The organism is Paraburkholderia sp. CHISQ3 (genome assembly GCF_030464945.1).
GTDB lineage: Bacteria > Pseudomonadota > Gammaproteobacteria > Burkholderiales > Burkholderiaceae > Paraburkholderia > Paraburkholderia megapolitana.
In genome coordinates this window covers 50,540-67,176 of record NZ_JALPRG010000018.1, presented here as the reverse complement: position 1 = coordinate 67,176, position 16,637 = coordinate 50,540, and the positions used below count along the sequence as shown (strand labels likewise).

Sequence of the window (16,637 nt, the reverse complement as noted above, 5' to 3'; positions counted from 1 at the left end):
TTGCCGCGCAGTTGCCTTGCGGATCAAAAAACGGCGCCGTTGGCGGGCGCCTCATATGAGCGAACGGCCGGCCAGGGTCGGCCGGCGCACGGCTGGAGCATACCCGATCGTCTGTCCGTCATCTCATGTATCATTTGGAGTTATATGAATCGCGACAGCCGACTTTCCTCGATCCTCCACGTTCTGCTCCACATGGCGCACAGCGATGTCCCGCTGACGTCGGACGAACTGGCCGCCTTTCTCGGCACCCATTCCGCGTTCGTGCGCCGCGAGCTGGCGGGGCTGCGCGAGCTCGGCTATGTGCGCTCGGAGAAGGGGCACGGCGGCGGCTGGACAGTGTCGTGCGACCTGTCGCAGGTGTCGCTGCGCGACATCTTCGATGCGCTCGGCACTCCGCAGATCTTCGCCATCGGCGATCGCAACGACGCGCCTACATGCCTCGTCGAGCAGGCGGTCAACAGTGTGCTCGGCGATGCATTGCGCGACGCCGAAGCGTTGCTGATGGAGCGTCTCGGCCAGGTGATGGTGGCCGATCTCGCCGCCGAATTCACCCGACGCATGAACACGATCCCTCATTGCTCGAACAGGAATCTCCACGATGAACACTGAAACCTACGACGCGGTAATCGTGGGCGGTAGTTATGCGGGTATGTCCGCGGCGCTGCCGCTTGCGCGGGCGCGCCGACGCATCCTGGTGATCGACGGCGGCAAGCGCCGCAATCGCTTCGTCGAAGCGTCGCATGGGTTTCTCGGCCAGGACGGCCGGCATCCCGCCGATATCGCCGCAGACGCGCGCAAGCAACTGCTGCGTTATGCGACCGTGCAGTGGATCGAGGGCGATGCCGTGCACGCGTCTGGCGAGTTCGACGCGTTTCAGGTCGCACTCGAAGACGGCACATCGTATGCGGCGCGCCGGTTGATTCTCGCCACCGGTGTTACCGACGAACTGCCCGATATCGCCGGGTTGGCCGAGCGCTGGGGCAAGAGCGTTTTCATCTGCCCGTACTGCGATGGGTACGAGTTGAACGAAGGGCGCATCGGCGTCATCGCGACGGGTCCGATGGGTGTGCATCAGGCGCTGCTGTTACCGGACTGGGGCACGACGACACTGTTCATGAACGGTCATGCAATGCCGGAGCAGGCAGAAATCGATCATCTGACGGAGCGAGGCGTGCGCATCGAAACTGGTGTCGTGTGCCAGATCGACGGACGCGCGACGATCGTGCTCGGAGACGGACGCCGCTTCGAACAGGACGGCATTTTTACGGGGCCGCGTATGCGTCTTTCGAGTCCACTCGCGGCCCAGCTTGGCTGCGATATCGATGACAGTGCGTTTGGCGAAATGATTCGCACCGATGGGATGAAGACGACCAGCGTCAGAGGCGTCTACGCGTGCGGCGACGCTACGCAGGGCGCAAAAAGCGTGGCGATTGCGGTGGGTGATGGTTATATGACCGGCGCGGTGGCGCACCGGTCGTTGATCTTTGATTGATCGCTCAGGGCGGCGTGGTTTGCCGTGCTCCGGTCAGACCTTCTGCTCGGTCAATTCGACGCGGTCCGGATAGAACGCGAGATGCCCTTCGATTGCTGCGACGGCTTCGTACGGTGTTTCGTAGGTCCACACCGCATTGACGCCGCGCTCGCCGATAGCGGCGAGGCTGTAATACGAGCAGTCACCCTTGTACGGACAGTAGGTGAGGTGCTCGGTGCGCACGAGCTGCGACATGTCGACGTCCTTGCGCGGAATGTATTGCACCCCCGGGTAGCTCGCCTCGCGCAGCGTCAGCGCATTCTGCGTATCGGCGATGACGCGGCCGGCCACGGAGACCACGACGCGAGCCGGATTGGGCTCGATCGTAATCGGGTGATCGGGGCCGGGCTGCTTGACTGGCTTGTTCATAGTCGAACTCCTTCGTGTAGCGATCGTGTTGCGGAGGGCGGTGGGTGGGCCGGTGCATTCCTGACTGGCATCGCGTGCCGTTCGACGTCGTGCGGCAGGCATGCGCGGGTCTGCGCAAAGTTTGACAGGTCTGCTGGGATCTTGCTGGGAGTAGCTCATCGGGACGGCGCGAAGCTTGATCGTGCGATGTGCCAACGAGACTAACCGCTTCACGGAATTCGAAGTTCATCGAGACGTGAGCCTCGCTAATTCCACTAGACTGCACATATCCGCCGCATCCCGTACGCCCCAGCCCCCCATGACCAACACCCTCAACCGCTCCCGCTTCAATGCCGCCCTGACAGCGCTCACCGCCGCGGCCCTGTTCGGTGCCGCAACCCCGCTAGCCAAAATCCTCCTGGGCTCCGTCTCCCCATTCATGGTAGCGGGCCTGTTCTACCTCGGCAGCGGCATAGGTCTAGCCATCTGCATCCTGATCCGCCGAACAAGACGCACCGCAGACGAGCGCGACAACGTCAACCGCATCGCACCGGCAGAAATCCCCTGGCTACTCGGCGCGATCATCGCCGGCGGCATAGCCGGCCCCGCACTGCTCATGCTGGGACTGACAACAACCCCAGCTTCGACGAGTTCGTTACTACTGAACCTGGAAGGCGTATTCACAGCAGTAATCGCATGGGTAGCCTTCCGCGAAAACGTCGACCTTCAGGTGTTCCTGGGCATGGTGGTTATCGTCGCCGGCGGCCTGTTGCTGTCGTGGCAACCAGGCTCCGCAAGCATTCCGCTCGGCGCATTGCTGATTGTCGGCGCATGCCTGTGCTGGGCCATCGATAACAACCTCACCCGCAAGGTATCCGCAAACGATGCAATGGTGCTTGCATGCATCAAAGGTCTGGTGGCGGGCTCAGCGAACCTGTCGATCGCACTGCTATTCGGCGCATCCATGCCGTCGGCGATGAAGGCGTTTGCCGCGATGGCAACCGGTTTCGCCGGCTATGGCGTCAGTCTCGTGATGTTCGTCGTCGCGCTGCGTAACCTCGGCACTGCGCGAACCGGCGCCTATTTCTCGGTGGCGCCATTATTCGGCGTGGCGCTTTCGCTCGCAATCTGGCCGGGCATGCCGTCGGCACTGTTCTGGATCGCGGCCGCGTTGATGGCGTTGGGCATCTGGCTTCATGTCCGCGAGCGTCACGAGCATCCGCACACGCATGAGGCGCTCGAACACAATCACGCGCACCGGCACGATGAACATCATCAGCATGAGCACGCCTTTTCTTACGACGGGCAAGAACCGCACACGCATGCGCACCGTCACGCGCCAGTCACGCACGCGCATGCGCATTACCCGGATATCCATCATCGTCACAAGCACTGATTACACAACGCAGTAGCCCCGGTCGGCACGACCATACCAGGCTGCCCACGCGATCGGTGCGTCACGAGCCGTTATCTGTCCTAGAATGCATCGACAATGCTTCTGACCACGCATCCCGGCAGGCACATGTTTTTCGTTTGGAGAAGAGAACATGATCACGGATCGTCGCGAAATGAATCAGCGTCTTGTGAAGTTTGCAAGCGGCCCTGCGACACGTCGCCTCTGGGGCGTCGATTACATCGAACTGTCGCGGCCGGAGCAGGTCTTTCTGTGTATCTGGGAGCTTGAATCCGAAGTCAACAACGGCGGCTTCCATCAATATTTTTACAATGACTCGGGAAAGCTGGCGCCGTATGCCGTAGAAGCACTGCATACCCTCGGCGCGCAGCAGGCCGCGACCATCGTCGAGCAGGCAATCGAACTACTCGGCGCAGACATGCCGTGGAACGACGAGAGCGCACGCACCGAACGTCTCGAAGCGATCAGCCCTGAAGTATTCGAGTCGCTGGACGAGGCGTTCTATCAATACCCCGACGACCTTACTACGATGCTCTATCGCTACACCGATGAGCATCGAACGGAACTAGGCACAGGCGACGATTTCTAGAACGCTCGACCGGCGAGCCGATTTCACGACCATCGCGTGCGCATCGAGTTCATAATGACTCCCGATGCGCGTAGCGCGTCGACATAGATATCGCTGCCAATAGAATCTGTCACAGACCTCGCTGTCCCAATGCGCATGCCGCACACCGCATGCACACCGGCCAGCTTCAACCGGCAACGGATGCGGGGACCGCCGTTGCGCTGACTGCCGCCAGCCCGCGAGACACATGTTCCCGGGCACACGTGGCTGTGGAGACGACAATGCATGTCGATGCACTGTTGCTGTCGAGGTTCCAGTTCGCGTGGGTCATCGCGCTGCACATTCTCCTGCCGGCTTTCACGGTCGGTCTGTCCTGCTTCATCGCGACGCTCGAGATTCTCTGGTGGGCCACGAAGAAGGACGTCTACGGCCGGCTCTCCACGTTTTGGATCAAGATCTTCGCGGTGTCGTTCGGCATGGGCGTCGTGTCGGGGATCGTGATGCCGTTCCAGTTCGGCACCAACTGGAGCCGCTTTGCTTCGGCAACGTCGAACGTGATCGGCGGGTTGATGACTTACGAGGTGCTGACCGCTTTCTTCCTCGAGTCGGCGTTTCTCGGTGTGCTGCTGTTCGGGCGCAAGCGGGTACCGCAGTGGGCGCATGCGTTGTCTGCGGTATTCGTCGCGCTCGGCACGTTGATGTCGTCGTTCTGGATACTTGCAGTCAATAGCTGGATGCAGACGCCGGTCGGCTACACGATCGTCGACGGCCGCTTTTATCCGGCGAGCATGTCATCGATCATCTTCAATCCTTCATTTCCTTACCGGCTCGCGCATACGGTCACCGCGTTCGTCGTGACGACCGCGTTCGTGATTCTCGGTACCGGTGCGTACTATCTGCTCAACGGGCGAGCCCGCGAAGAAAGTCAGGTGATGGTGCGCATGTCGCTGTTCTTCCTGACGATCATGGTGCCGGTGCAGATGGTGATCGGCGACGCGCACGGTCTGAATACGCTCAAGTACCAGCCGCTCAAGGTCGCTGCGATGGAAGGGTTGTGGGAAACCGGCACGCGGGTGCCCGCCAATCTCTTTTCGATCCCCGACGACGAGGCCGAAACCAATCATTTCGAAATCTCGGTGCCGGTGCTTGGCAGTCTCTATCTGACGCACGATCCAAACGGTCTCGTGCACGGTATCAAGGACTGGCCGAAGCACGACCGGCCCGTGGTGCCGCTCGTGTTTTTCGCCTTTCACATCATGGTCGGCGTTGCGCTGCTGATGCTGTTGATCATCGTCTGGGGGCTCGTACTGTGGCGCGGCCGCAGGCTCTATGACAGCCGCACGTGGCTGCGTGTCTGCCTGTGTGCGATGCCGGTCGGTTTCATCGCCGTGCTGGCCGGCTGGACCACCACGGAAACTGGACGGCAGCCGTGGACGGTCTACGGTCTGATGCGTACCGCCGATTCCGTCACGCCGTCGCTGACGACGTTCGACGTCGCGCTGTCGCTGGCGATGTACGTCGTGAGCTATGTGGTGATCTTCGGTTCGGGCTTCGTGCTGCTGCGCCGGCTGGTTCGTGTCGGGCCGGCGGAGGTCGTTCAGGCCGTTGCCGCCACCGGACCCGGTGGACGGGCGGCACGGCCGTTATCCGCGGTGAGCTCGGCTCGCACGTCAACGCACAGCAGCACAAGCACCAACCCAGACAACGGAGGCAATCATGGCGCTTGACCTCGTCCCTGTCTGGGCCGGCCTGCTCGCGCTTGCCGTGCTGATGTACGTGCTGCTCGACGGCTTCGATCTTGGCGTCGGCATCATCTTTCTGCAGCGCACCGACGACCGTGAGCGCGACCTGATGGTCAGTTCGGTCGCACCGGTATGGGACTTCAACGAGACGTGGCTCGTATTCGGCGGCACCGCGCTGATGGGGGTCTTTCCGGTTGCCTTCGCGGTGATCATCCCCGCGGTCTACTTCCCCATCCTGCTGATGCTGCTGGGCCTGCTGTTTCGCGGTGTCGCATTCGAGTTTCGCGAAGTGGTCGGCGCGCGCAAGCAACTATGGAACCGGGCATTCTGCGGCGGTTCGCTGCTCGCGACGTTTGCGCAGGGCATCGTGCTCGGCAGTTTTATTCATGGTTTTCCTGTCAAGGACGGGCAGTTTGTCGGAACGAGTTGGGACTGGTTTGCACCGTTTCCGCTCATGACCGGTGTCGGGCTCGTATTCGGCTACACGCTGCAGGGCTCGACGTGGCTGATCATGAAAACCGAGGGCGAACTGCAACGCTGGGCCCGTATGATCGCGCGCCGCACGCTGGCGGGCGTCGTGCTGTTTATCGTGGCCGTCAGCATCTGGACGCCGTCGGTCGATCCGCGCATCGCGGCCCGCTGGTTCAGCCTGCCCAACCTGATTTTCTTCTCGCCGGTGCCGATCCTGACCGCGTTGCTGGCGTGGCAACTGCTGCGCAGCCTGCAGCGCGACCACGAAGTCGTGCCGTTTTTGTGCTCGATTGGCCTGTTTCTGCTGGCGTTCAGCGGGCTGATCATCAGCCTCTGGCCTTATGTCGCGCCACCCACCCTTACATTGCGTGCGGCCGCTGCCTCACCACTGTCACATGAATTTCTCATGATCGGGACGGCCTTTATCCTGCCTGTGCTGTTGATGTACGTGTTCTGGTCTTACTGGGTCTTTCGCGGCAAGGTCAGGCACGATACCGGCTACCATTGACCGGCGCCGTGTCGCCTGCGGCGTTGCCGTTGTGCCCTGACCAAGCTGTTCTCATGGACACCACATGACCGCTGATTCCGCACGCGACAACCCCACCTCCATCTCCTGCATCATCTGTGCATATAACGAAGCGCCGCGCATCGGCGCGGTACTGGCTGTAGCGTCCTGCCACCCGTTGCTGGGTGAAGTCATCGTCGTCGACGACGGTTCCACCGACGGCACCGCCGACGTCGTCAGGCAATTTCCCTCCGTCCGTCTGATCGTCCGCGAAGCCAACGGCGGCAAAAGTGCGGCGGTGGCGACCGGCATCGCGGCCGCGCAGGGCGACTTGCTGATGCTGCTCGACGCCGACCTGAAGGGCCTCGCCGCCGAGAACATCACCAAGCTCGCCGCGCCCGTGCTGCGGGGCAGCGCGCAGGTCAGTCTGAGCTTGCGGCAGAACAGTCTGCCGATCTTCCGCCTGATCGGCCTCGATTTCGTGTCCGGCGAACGCGTGGTCAGAAAGGCGCTGCTCGGCGAGGTGCTCAAGGAAATCCACGGTTTGCCGCGCTTCGGGATCGAGGTGTTCATGAATCGCCGGATCATCGAGCGGCGCCTGCCGCTGGCGGTGACGCGCTGGCCCCACGTGACGCAGGCGCGCAAGACCGAAAAACTCGGCTACTGGCGGGGCATGCGCGCCGAGTGGCGGATGATTGCCGATCTGCTGAAAGTCGTCTATCCGCTCGCACTCGTCACGCAGACGCTGCAGATGTCGCTGCTGCGCGTCGGTCACGCACGGGCATCGTTCGCGCTGTGGATGAGAAGGGCGCGCAACAACCTGCGTTAATGCGTGGGGCGTCTACTGCGCCGTCATCCGCACACACAGACGCCGCGAAGCGAGCGCGACAAAGCTGGCCGCTCCCAGTGCAAGCGGGCAAAGCAGCGTAGCGAAGCGCCACAGGATTAACGCGGTGGCGATCGCCGCGCGCGGTACCCACTCGCCGAACGCCGCGGCGAGCCCAAGGTCGCCACCACCGCCGCCCGCGGGAATACCTGTCCACAGCGCCGCATGCAGTACCAGCACCTGTACGGCCACCACGAACCCGGCGGGCAACCGGTAGCCCAACTCGCGCAAGATGAACCACAGCGCGCCGTAACGCAACAGCCACTGCGTCGTAGTGAGCAGCAGGAGCGCGGCGACCTGCCAGCGCGGGCCGGTCATCAGTTGCAGCCATTGTCTGCGGACGTTGCCGAAGAATCCGCTAAGACGCGCCCGCCGCTCGCTGCGACCACGAAAACGGTGTGCCGCGACTTCGAAGGCGGCGGCGATGCGGCGCCGGCTACTCCACACCCCGCATACGATGAGCGCCACGCCAACCAGTACCGCGGCGAGCACAGGCAGGCTGACAGCCGGCACCAGTTGAGCGAGCGGGCCGAGACCCGAAAGCAGGGCGATCGGCAACGCCACGGCAAAAAACGTCATGTCGAGCGCCTGATCGGAACCGACGATCGTGGTCGCCTGCGCCCACGATGCGCCCGCACGTTGCAACAGCCCGATATTGACGCCGTAGCCTGCCGCACCGAAAGGCGAGACGAGAAAGGCGGAGTCGGTGGCGAGCGTGATCGCTAGCGTGCGTCTGAAGCGCATGCGCACGCCTAGCGCGGTCTGCATCAGATGCAGCTTGCCCGCTTTGGCCACGGCACTTGCGGCGGCGCTCGCGGCGAGCGCCGCGATCAGTTGCCAGGAGACGGTGCGCAGCCCCGCCAATGCCGAGTGAAAACTCACCACGAACGGCGCACCGATCGCCAGACCGATACCGAGAATCGACAGCAGGATCGCCAAGCTGAGTGCGAGAGGTTTAGCCAAGACTGATGTTCCGATGGTCGGTGTGGAGTGTCTGCGTTCAGCTTTGCTGTCGGCGCATCAACGCACGCGCTGCGACGGCTGCCTGCGGTCGGCCCATGTCGGCGGCGACGAAATGCGCGATCTGGCGATCGGCAAGGCCTACCGTGACGTAGTCGTTGGGTGCCTTGCTGGTAGGGCCATCGGATGCCGAGTGATATTCGATGCGAAGCTGTGTCGCGGTGACGACGAGCCGTAGATAGCCGTAGTTGGTGTCGTCGTAATTCTCGAGTACCACCAGATCGGTCGTCGCGGACTTCGCCTGCAACACCTGCGGCGCGCGGATCGCAGCCGCACCGCGCGCGGCGAGCTTGATCAGACCATGTCCGCCGTTGCCGCAGATGATGTACGGAATCTGCGTGCCGTCGGCGTTACGCGTGCGCGTGAAGCGTTGATAGTTGTGTGCGTGGCCCGACAGGAACGCATGGGGCCATACGCCGTTGGCGCTGCACACCTGGTCGATCTGCGCGAGCATCGCGGAACTCGAACCATGACCGCCTGCGCAATACGGCGGGTGATGATCGGCGATCAGCAATGCGCCGGTAAATTTCTCGGCCTTCACGCGCTTTAACGCCGCGTCGAGAAACGCGAGCTGGCTATCGCCGATGTGCGGGTCCGAAATGACACCGGGGTCTTCGAGCGTATTGCTATAGATCACCAGCACGCGCACGAACGGCGCTTCGAACGTGAAGAACACGCCGGGCTGGATCTGCGCGGTGCGCGACAGTCCGCCGGCTTCAGGCGTCACGGTGAAAGTCTGCGCGCAGAAGTTGCGCAGATATGCCGCGAGACTGGTGGCGTGCGCTTCGGGCGACACCATGCCATCGTGGTTGCCCGCGCAGGCGAGGATCGGCGCCGGATAGTCGCGATACGGTTCGTAAAACTGGTCGTAGTAGTACTTGCCTTCGCCGAAGCTATACACGACATCGCCCAGCATCAACGCGAACTGCGGGACTTCGGCGGGATTGGACTCGTTGAAGTCGGCGGTCAGCTTGTCGGCGACTTCGTTCTGGGTTGCCGGGCCTGTGGTATTGCCGCAATCACCGAGCGCATGAAACACGAGCTGCCCGGCCGCCGTAATCCTGTCGATCGCAGCCGTGTTGTCGCCCAGCACGCTCGCGAGCGACAACTGCGGCTCGACGCCGCCGCGCGGCGCGGGGAACGGCAGCGGAAACAGCTTGTGCTCGGCGTTGAGCTTGTCGATTTCCTTGTACGCGGCATCGTCGGAGGGATGGACCACGCGAAACACGGTGGGGTCGGCGGTCGGCTGCGGTTGAGCGAATACCGGCTGGTCGAGTACGCGTGCGGTGGGGGTGGCGGTGGCGGCGTGATCGGCGGGGCGTACGAACGCCGGTGCCGGTTTGCGCGCTGCGGCCTTGGTGCTGGGGGCTGTTTTTTTACGGTCTACTTTCTTGCTGCTTTCTTTCGGCTTGACCTTCGGGTTCCGCGGTTTCGATTCGGACTTTGCCGGCATCAGCGTCTCCTTGGGGAATCGGTCGGGCAGAGGGCCAACCCGCGCCCTGTCGTCGTTGTTTCTTCGCAATCGACGAACGTTACGACAATCGCGTGGCGAAAAAGTGTCGCTGCGACCGAGGGTGCCTGCTAATCGATGCGATCTTATGCGCGATGAAGGTGGTCGCCCGATTCGCAGGCGGCACGACGAGGCGCGCTACCTTTCCTCGTGTAAACGAGGCCGCGTCAGGTTTCTTGCAAGCTGGTACGCGTGCAGTCTCAGTTCGGGAACGGCGATCGCTTCCCAATACCGGGCCTTGAGCATCGGACCGACGTAGAAGAGGCCCGGAATGGCCTCGTTGTGTGCACCGATTACCCGATAGTCATCGTCGACGAGCAAGCCGAGTTTTAACCGGTCCTGCTGTATCAGGCCCGTTTCTCTGAGCTGGGTGACGAGCGGTAAGGAAAGGGCGGACAGATCGTAGTTCGGGCCGGTGCAGTTGACGATTGCGCCGATGTCGAGACTCATCGCGTCTGCGTGATGCCGCTCCTTGATCTGGACACGCAGATTCGCTTCATGCAGAGCGAGCCCGGCGACTTGCCCCGCGATGCGCTCCACTTGCCCCGATTCGAGCAACCTCTCGAGGCGCCGCGTTGCCACAGGCGCGAGACGATGCCGATGAATATCCCAGTAGGCAGCGACACCGCGTAACGAACGGCGTTGCTCGGATTCCGGCAGCCCTTGCCACAGACGTGCGGCATGCGGCCGAAGCTCATTGATCACATCGCGCCAGTTGCCTCCATCGGCCTCTCTTCGCCTGGCCTCCCGACGTAGTGCTCGCGTGTAAGCGCGGATCGTGGGCGGCAGTCCGGCAAGATAGGTCGGGTAGTCCGAGGTGCAGGGCGGCGAGGGATGGAAACGATGACCGTGCGGCAACAGGCCGCGTCGCGATAGCAGGATGACCTTGCGGGTCGTGTTGCAACTGGTTAGCCTGAATAGCGCGTCGATGGCCGTGTGCCCGGTGCCCAGTATCACCACCGGCTTAGCGGGATCGAGGCTGTCGAGCGTAGCGAAATCCCATGGGTCGACGACGTGTCGATAGAGTGCTTCCGGTACGGCCGCTGGCGGTCGCGGCGGAAAGTGTCCTAACGCCAGGACGACTTGCGCGGCGCTTAAAGATGTACCGCTTGCGAGCTCAATTCGGAACGCGTTGCCGGTAGCATCGGGAGAGACGGCGATCGCCTCGTCCGTGATTTTCTCGAGAACGCCTGGATGATGCGTTTCGGCGCTTTCCATCGTGCTCTGCAGATACTCGCCATACAATCTGCGGGAAATAAACGATCCGGCATTCAGCGCGGGATCGATATGCTGGCACCAGGCGACGAAGTGATCGGGTTCGTCGACGAGCGCGCTCATATTGCCGGCGGGTACGTTCAGCAGGTGGTTGTCGTCGCGGGAACGATAGGCGAGACCACGTGCATGGATCGGAGCTTGCTCGACGAGCACGACGCGCAGATCGTGCGATTGACTGGAGCGGAGAATGTTGACCGCGGTCAGTGTGCCGCTGAACCCAGCCCCTATGATTGCGATCGTGCGTGTTTCTGACGGCATGCGGTGCAAGAGTAAAAGGCTTGGGCGTTAGCCGGATTTTGCACATCATACGGCAGCCGATATTGCGACTGCGATAAGAACACGACATACGCCGCAGAGGCGTCAGGAGATGTCGCATGAGCGAGAGCCTGCTTGAAGATGTCTATGTGGAGACCGTACTTGGACGCATCCGTCTGCGGGTGGGCGGGGACGGCCCGGTCATTCTTTTCTGGCCGAGCCTGCTGATGGATGGCGGCATGTGGCTCGACATTGCGCGGCGCTTGCAACCACATTACAAGGTCATACTGATCGATCCGCCGGGGCACGGCGCGAGTTCGCCGCTCGCGAGCGGTTTCGATTTTGCGTCGTGTGCGATCTGCCTGCGAGAAATCGTCGATGGCCTGCAACTGGGCCGCGTGCACTATGTCGGCAATTCGTGGGGGGCGATGATTGGTGGGACATTCGCGGCGCTTTATCCGGATCGTGTGGGCAGGCTCGTGCTGATGAACGGCACCGCTTCGCCGTGCGGTGCCTGGCAGCGCATCGAATACGGCCTGCTGATTCGCATGGGTCTGTTATTGCGCGGTATTCGCGGCCCGCTGCGTGGAAGTGCCGAGAAGGCGTTTCTTGGACCGACGACCCGGGCGAAGCGTCCTGCGGTGGTGAGCGCGTTGCGCGAGACGTTGGCGCGGGTCGATTTCCATTCGGTACGGTGGGCCGTGGAAAGCGTCGTGCCTCGCCGGCCCGATCAACGCACGTTGTATAAGGCCGTGCGGGCGCCGGTGCTGGTCGTGGCGGGTGAGGAAGACGCGACCTTTCCCATCGATGAAACGCGTATGGCGGCGGATGCCATTCCTGGTGCGTCGTTTATTGTGTTGAAAGGCGTTGCGCATCTGGCGGGCTTTGAGAGCCCGGGTGAAGTGAGTGAGCTGATAGATGGATTTATTCGGGCGACGCCCTGATGTCGATCGGGTCTTCTCGCCGTGCCCGATATCGAATCGAAACACTTCATTGGGCACAATAGCGAATGCCGCCCGCTGATTCGAGGCGGCCGTATTGCAGCGGAAGAAGGGCACCTTATTCTTACGGACATCTATGCTCGACTCGACAGCGGTGTGGCTAACGTACGGCTCCGCGTTTGCGTTCGCGCTCTTCATGACACTGGTGTGGCGCGCGGTGCACGAACGGAGGGTCTGGCGCGTCGGCTCGACGATGAAAATCGAGAAGATTTCGGCCTACAAGATGGCGTTGATCAGCGGTGGTGGGTCGCGGGTTGCGCTGACGGGCGTGGTGCGGTTGATCGGGCGCAAGATTCTGGTGCCGGGCGTCGCCGGCGTCCTCACCGCGAACCGCACGTCCGACGATGAACTCGACGAGGTCGAACGTCACGTTGTGGACGCCGCGAAGACGCCGTCCATGCTGAAAGAACTGCTGATACGACTCGAGTCGCTGCTCAAACGAAAAAAGGTAATTGCGCAGATGCGCGGCGAGCTGATCGCGGTCGGCTACATGCGAGCGTTTGGGTCGCGAACGTGGTGGATTCACTACCTGGCAAACATGCTGCCGTTCGCGTTGTTGCTGGCCGCAGAAGCCTGTGGTGTTGCATACCTTGGGCGGTCGATGACGACGGAGACCGGAGGTGTCGCCGGCCTCGCGATGGCTGCGGACGCGCAGGATCTGTTGCAGGAGTTTATCGGGTGGTCTTTCCTGGCCATGCTTGTCGTGGCGTTGCCGGGACGCGTCACCCCGTTGGGACGCTACATCGTCTGGTCGGCGACGCAGCATCACCCGGACTTCAAGACCGCGCGTGCCGATCGCGGCGACGCTATCGACATCAAGATGCTCGGTCAGTCGGTCGCGTTGTACGGACAGGATGCGTTGGCGGGTAGTGACATGGCATGGATTCCGGCGCTGATGGCGCAGACCAATAATTCCGATTGAGTGCGTCGGGATGCGATGAGGACACCAATGGCAGCTACGTATCGCGCGATCATGCTGACAAAAGCCGGCGGCCCCGAGTCTCTGCAAGCGGTGGAGCTGCCGGTCGAGGCACCCGCCCAGGGACAGTTGCGCGTGCGCGTTCGCGCCGCCGGCGTCGGTTCAACCGACCTGATCATGCTGGCCGGCCAGTATCTCTATGCGCCACCGTTTCCCTTCGTGCCGGGCTATGAGATTGCAGGCGTCGTCGATGCGATCGGCGACGGTGTGAGCGGTTTCGAAATCGGTCAACGGGTCGCGGCGCTGACCGTGCACGGTGGCTTCGGCGAAGCGCTGGTGCGCGACGCCGCCGATTTTGTACCCATTCCCGACGGGGTCTCCGATGTCGATGCGGCCGCGGTGATACTCAACTACGTGACGGCCTGGCAAATGATCCATCGCGTGGCGCGAGTGAGCGCGGGTCAGACCGCGCTGGTGACCGGAGCGGCAGGCGGTGTCGGCAGCGCGTTGTTGCAGTTGCTGCGATTGGCCGGAGTCAAGGCCTATGGCGCTGCATCGGCGGGCAAGCACGGCACGGTGAGCGCGCTTGGCGCGATTCCGCTCGATTACCGCGCAGGGCCGCTCGATCGCCTCGTCCGTGCGCTCGAGCCAGCCGGCGTCGACCATGTGTTCGATGCGGTGGGTGGGGCCAGCATCGGCCCGTGCATCGGTGCTGCGCGTCGTGGCGGAACCGTCGTTGGCTTCGGATTTATGGCCGTCAGCGGCAAGCTCGCGACCGCGCGCATGTTCGCCAATCTCTTTGTCGGGGCGCGTCTGCGCGGGCGGCGCGGCACGTTCTACGGCATCACTGCGTTGTATCGCAAGGACCGCAAGCCGTTTCATGAAGACCTGCCGAAGATCTTCGAGTTAGTCGCCACGCGGCGGATCGATCCGCTGGTCAGCGCAACGTTTGCGCTGTTCGAAGCAAGGCGGGCGATCGAGTTGCTGGCAACCGGTACCGTGCAGGGCAAGCTCGTGCTGACCAACGCTTAACCCTCGCTATCCCTCCGCTTCGGTCTGACCGCTTTCCCAATACACGTTGAGCCCCATCAACGAAGTCAGCGTTTGCGCAGCCTCTTTCATCCGCGTGCCGACTTCCGCCATCGATGGCACGGGTGCGTTATCGATGCGTTCGATATACGGCGTAGTCAGCGTCGCGATCGCATGGCCGTGGCGACCGAACACCGGGTACGCAAGATTGCGCACGCCTTTAACCTGACGACTCTGCATGCGGGCAAAACCGCGTTGCCTGATCTGCGCAAGATCGTGCGCGAGCGTCTTTTCATCGACGGTCTGCTCGCCATCCACAGGCACGTGCAGCCTCAACATCTGCTGGCGCTCCACTTCTTCCTGGAACGCCATCAGCACCTGTCCCGACGCGGTATCGGTCATGCCGATCAGTGTGCCGACCTTTAACGAAAACCCCCAGCGCTCCGGACTCTCGACACCCGCGACGATCAGCACACGCCCCGCCTGATAGACGCATAGATGGAACGACTGCTTGACCTCGTCGGCGAGCTGGGTCATCAGCGGCAACGCGGTCGATACGAGCGAGCGCACCGGTTGATGCCGGTGCGCAAGCTGGAACAGCAGCAGCGATAACGCATAGCGCTCGCCGATCGCCACCAGATAGCCGCGCGTTTGCAGCGTGACGACCATGCGGAAAATTTCCGCGGTCGTGCGGCCGAGCGCGCGCCCCAGTTCGACGAGCGACAGCCCCCCCGGATGACCGGCAAGCAGCTCGATGATGTCGAGGCCCTTTTCGAGCGCAGGGGCCGAATAACGCGTGGTGTCCAACGTGACTCCCTTCAATGGCATGGCTGCGGCGACAGCAGCAGCGATGACGTGATTGTAGAGCGCGTTTCATGCCGGCTACCCGCGCCGGCACGCTGGGGAAAACACTAAGCATAATTTCAAATATAAAATCAAATTTTACGAATAAAATATCAGGCATGACTCGATGAGCATGCTCCGGCGTGGGAAAAACCGGCTCCGGCCAGTCGACGAACTGGGCAACGACACGAACGCAGAAGGAGGAGACGCCGGATGGCCGAGGTTGCATTCGAGCAGGTGCAGAAGTCTTTCGGTGCCGTCCAGGTGCTCAAGCAGATCGATCTGACCGTGCGCGACGGAGAGTTCCTCGTGCTGGTGGGCCCAAGCGGTTGCGGCAAGTCGACGCTGCTGCGCGCGCTTGCCGGACTCGAAGGGGTGACGCGTGGACGCATCCTGATCGACGGTCGGGTGGTGAACAATCTGCCGCCGAAAGATCGCGACATCGCGATGGTGTTCCAGAATTACGCGTTGTATCCGCACATGAGCGTGCTGGAGAACCTGACGTTCGCACTGAAGCTGCGCGAGCTGAAACCCGCCGAGATCGACTCGCGGGCGCGTGAGGCAGCGTCGATCCTCGGTCTGGAGGGGCTACTCGACCGTTATCCGCGGCATCTGTCGGGCGGCCAGCGGCAGCGTGTCGCAATGGGCCGCGCGATCGTGCGCGACCCGAAGGTGTTTCTGTTCGACGAGCCGTTATCGAATCTCGATGCGAAGCTGCGCGTGCAGATGCGCGCGGAAATCCGCGCGTTGCATCAGCGGCTGAAGGCGACCACCGTCTACGTGACGCACGATCAGATAGAAGCGATGACGATGGCCGATCGCATCGTCGTGCTGAACGGCGGCACGATCGAGCAGGTCGGTGCGCCGCTCGACCTGTACGACGATCCCGACAATCTGTTCGTCGCGAGCTTCATCGGCTCGCCGGCGATGAACCTGTTCACCGGTCACTACGCGAGTACCGCGGACGGCGCGCGCGTACGCATCGACGACGTCATGTTGCCCGCACCGCGCGTGCATGCCGCCGACGGCCAGCCGGTCACGATCGGCATGCGGCCCGAGCATCTCGAGTTGAGCGAGGCCGACGGCTTCGCGTTCACTGTGAACGTCGTCGAACCGACTGGCGCGGCCACCGAACTGTTCGGCACGGTTGCCGGTGCACCGTGCTGCGTGACGGTCAACGGGCGGTCCGGACTGCGACCGGGTGCACTCGCGCGGCTGCGCGCTGCGCCCGGCCACGTGTTTCTGTTCGACCCGGACAGCGGGCGCCGGCTGCGGTAACGCGCGCACATCGACATCATCAGGACGAGCACGACGAACCGA

At 62.6% G+C, this 16,637-nt stretch carries 16 protein-coding genes; 11 read left to right on the top strand and 5 right to left on the bottom strand.

Features of this window, described 5'->3' with window-relative positions:
- Window positions 1-144 precede the first annotated feature (144 nt).
- Both M0D65_RS31555 and M0D65_RS31550 read left to right on the top strand, forming a co-directional pair.
- Window positions 145-609: an Rrf2 family transcriptional regulator gene (locus tag M0D65_RS31555; protein WP_266255972.1), complete on the top strand. Its 465-nt coding sequence runs from the start codon at window positions 145-147 to the stop codon at window positions 607-609.
- Entirely contained in the window at window positions 599-1,492 is an 894-nt protein-coding gene (locus tag M0D65_RS31550) for an NAD(P)/FAD-dependent oxidoreductase (RefSeq protein WP_266255971.1), read from the top strand. The genes M0D65_RS31555 and M0D65_RS31550 overlap by 11 nt, the downstream gene beginning before the upstream one ends.
- Window positions 1,493-1,525: 33 nt before the next feature.
- Here M0D65_RS31550 and M0D65_RS31545 read toward each other — a convergent pair whose 3' ends face one another.
- Window positions 1,526-1,900: a DUF427 domain-containing protein gene (locus M0D65_RS31545; protein WP_091006181.1), complete on the bottom strand. Its 375-nt coding sequence runs from the start codon at window positions 1,898-1,900 to the stop codon at window positions 1,526-1,528.
- Window positions 1,901-2,198: 298 nt separating this feature from the next.
- Between M0D65_RS31545 and M0D65_RS31540 the strand changes: the two genes are divergently transcribed.
- From M0D65_RS31540 to M0D65_RS31520, 5 genes are all read left to right on the top strand, one after another.
- Window positions 2,199-3,275, top strand: coding sequence for a DMT family transporter (locus M0D65_RS31540; protein WP_266256026.1), 1,077 nt, complete (start codon window positions 2,199-2,201; stop codon window positions 3,273-3,275).
- Between the two features lie 172 nt (window positions 3,276-3,447).
- On the top strand, window positions 3,448-3,882 hold the full coding sequence (locus M0D65_RS31535) for a DMP19 family protein (protein WP_266255970.1): 435 nt from the start codon (window positions 3,448-3,450) through the stop codon (window positions 3,880-3,882).
- Between the two features lie 260 nt (window positions 3,883-4,142).
- Complete coding sequence (locus M0D65_RS31530; RefSeq protein ID WP_266255969.1) at window positions 4,143-5,588, top strand: cytochrome ubiquinol oxidase subunit I; 1,446 nt, start codon at window positions 4,143-4,145, stop codon at window positions 5,586-5,588.
- Complete coding sequence (gene cydB / locus M0D65_RS31525; protein WP_266255968.1) at window positions 5,578-6,582, top strand: cytochrome d ubiquinol oxidase subunit II; 1,005 nt, start codon at window positions 5,578-5,580, stop codon at window positions 6,580-6,582. The genes M0D65_RS31530 and cydB overlap by 11 nt, the downstream gene beginning before the upstream one ends.
- 64 nt (window positions 6,583-6,646) lie before the next feature.
- Window positions 6,647-7,408 (top strand): glycosyltransferase family 2 protein, encoded by a 762-nt coding sequence (locus M0D65_RS31520; RefSeq protein ID WP_266255967.1) that lies wholly within the window; start codon window positions 6,647-6,649, stop codon window positions 7,406-7,408.
- Between the two features lie 12 nt (window positions 7,409-7,420).
- Here M0D65_RS31520 and M0D65_RS31515 read toward each other — a convergent pair whose 3' ends face one another.
- The 3 genes from M0D65_RS31515 to M0D65_RS31505 form a co-directional block, all read right to left on the bottom strand.
- Window positions 7,421-8,428 carry a lysylphosphatidylglycerol synthase transmembrane domain-containing protein gene (locus tag M0D65_RS31515; protein WP_266255966.1) on the bottom strand — a complete coding sequence of 336 codons (1,008 nt, stop codon included), beginning with the start codon at window positions 8,426-8,428 and terminating at the stop codon, window positions 7,421-7,423.
- Between the two features lie 37 nt (window positions 8,429-8,465).
- On the bottom strand, window positions 8,466-9,938 hold the full coding sequence (locus tag M0D65_RS31510) for a metallophosphoesterase (RefSeq protein ID WP_266255965.1): 1,473 nt from the start codon (window positions 9,936-9,938) through the stop codon (window positions 8,466-8,468).
- Between the two features lie 195 nt (window positions 9,939-10,133).
- Window positions 10,134-11,528, bottom strand: a complete 1,395-nt coding sequence (locus tag M0D65_RS31505; RefSeq protein ID WP_266255964.1) for an FAD/NAD(P)-binding protein — start codon at window positions 11,526-11,528, stop codon at window positions 10,134-10,136.
- A gap of 116 nt (window positions 11,529-11,644) precedes the next feature.
- Between M0D65_RS31505 and M0D65_RS31500 the strand changes: the two genes are divergently transcribed.
- The 3 genes from M0D65_RS31500 to M0D65_RS31490 all read left to right on the top strand — a co-directional run bounded on the left by M0D65_RS31500 (window position 11,645) and on the right by M0D65_RS31490 (window position 14,477).
- A complete protein-coding gene (locus M0D65_RS31500; RefSeq protein WP_266255963.1) occupies window positions 11,645-12,469 on the top strand; it encodes an alpha/beta fold hydrolase in 825 nt (274 codons plus the stop codon).
- A 133-nt stretch (window positions 12,470-12,602) separates the two neighbouring features.
- The gene (locus tag M0D65_RS31495) at window positions 12,603-13,448 is read left to right on the top strand and encodes a TIGR04222 domain-containing membrane protein (RefSeq protein ID WP_266255962.1); all 846 of its coding nucleotides are present in this window, start codon (window positions 12,603-12,605) and stop codon (window positions 13,446-13,448) included.
- Between the two features lie 27 nt (window positions 13,449-13,475).
- Entirely contained in the window at window positions 13,476-14,477 is a 1,002-nt protein-coding gene (locus M0D65_RS31490; protein WP_266255961.1) for a zinc-binding dehydrogenase, read from the top strand.
- Window positions 14,478-14,483: 6 nt separating this feature from the next.
- Here M0D65_RS31490 and M0D65_RS31485 read toward each other — a convergent pair whose 3' ends face one another.
- Entirely contained in the window at window positions 14,484-15,281 is a 798-nt protein-coding gene (locus tag M0D65_RS31485; protein ID WP_266255960.1) for an IclR family transcriptional regulator, read from the bottom strand.
- Window positions 15,282-15,530: 249 nt separating this feature from the next.
- On the opposite strand from M0D65_RS31485, the gene M0D65_RS31480 reads away from it, so the two are divergent.
- Complete coding sequence (locus M0D65_RS31480; RefSeq protein WP_266255959.1) at window positions 15,531-16,595, top strand: ABC transporter ATP-binding protein; 1,065 nt, start codon at window positions 15,531-15,533, stop codon at window positions 16,593-16,595.
- Window positions 16,596-16,637 lie beyond the last annotated feature (42 nt).

Bases quoted from the DNA above. Each gene is read 5' to 3' on its own strand.
- M0D65_RS31505 (WP_266255964.1), bottom strand. From the start codon at position 11,528: ATGCCGTCAGAAACACGCACGATCGCAATCATAGGGGCTGGGTTCAGC.
- M0D65_RS31555 (WP_266255972.1), top strand. From the start codon at position 145: ATGAATCGCGACAGCCGACTTTCCTCGATCCTCCACGTTCTGCTCCAC.
- M0D65_RS31480 (WP_266255959.1), top strand. From the start codon at position 15,531: ATGGCCGAGGTTGCATTCGAGCAGGTGCAGAAGTCTTTCGGTGCCGTC.
- cydB (WP_266255968.1), top strand. From the start codon at position 5,578: ATGGCGCTTGACCTCGTCCCTGTCTGGGCCGGCCTGCTCGCGCTTGCC.
- M0D65_RS31540 (WP_266256026.1), top strand. From the start codon at position 2,199: ATGACCAACACCCTCAACCGCTCCCGCTTCAATGCCGCCCTGACAGCG.
- M0D65_RS31530 (WP_266255969.1), top strand. From the start codon at position 4,143: ATGCATGTCGATGCACTGTTGCTGTCGAGGTTCCAGTTCGCGTGGGTC.
- M0D65_RS31550 (WP_266255971.1), top strand. From the start codon at position 599: ATGAACACTGAAACCTACGACGCGGTAATCGTGGGCGGTAGTTATGCG.
- M0D65_RS31520 (WP_266255967.1), top strand. From the start codon at position 6,647: ATGACCGCTGATTCCGCACGCGACAACCCCACCTCCATCTCCTGCATC.
- M0D65_RS31545 (WP_091006181.1), bottom strand. From the start codon at position 1,900: ATGAACAAGCCAGTCAAGCAGCCCGGCCCCGATCACCCGATTACGATC.
- M0D65_RS31490 (WP_266255961.1), top strand. From the start codon at position 13,476: ATGGCAGCTACGTATCGCGCGATCATGCTGACAAAAGCCGGCGGCCCC.
- M0D65_RS31495 (WP_266255962.1), top strand. From the start codon at position 12,603: ATGCTCGACTCGACAGCGGTGTGGCTAACGTACGGCTCCGCGTTTGCG.
- M0D65_RS31510 (WP_266255965.1), bottom strand. From the start codon at position 9,938: ATGCCGGCAAAGTCCGAATCGAAACCGCGGAACCCGAAGGTCAAGCCG.
- M0D65_RS31535 (WP_266255970.1), top strand. From the start codon at position 3,448: ATGAATCAGCGTCTTGTGAAGTTTGCAAGCGGCCCTGCGACACGTCGC.
- M0D65_RS31500 (WP_266255963.1), top strand. From the start codon at position 11,645: ATGAGCGAGAGCCTGCTTGAAGATGTCTATGTGGAGACCGTACTTGGA.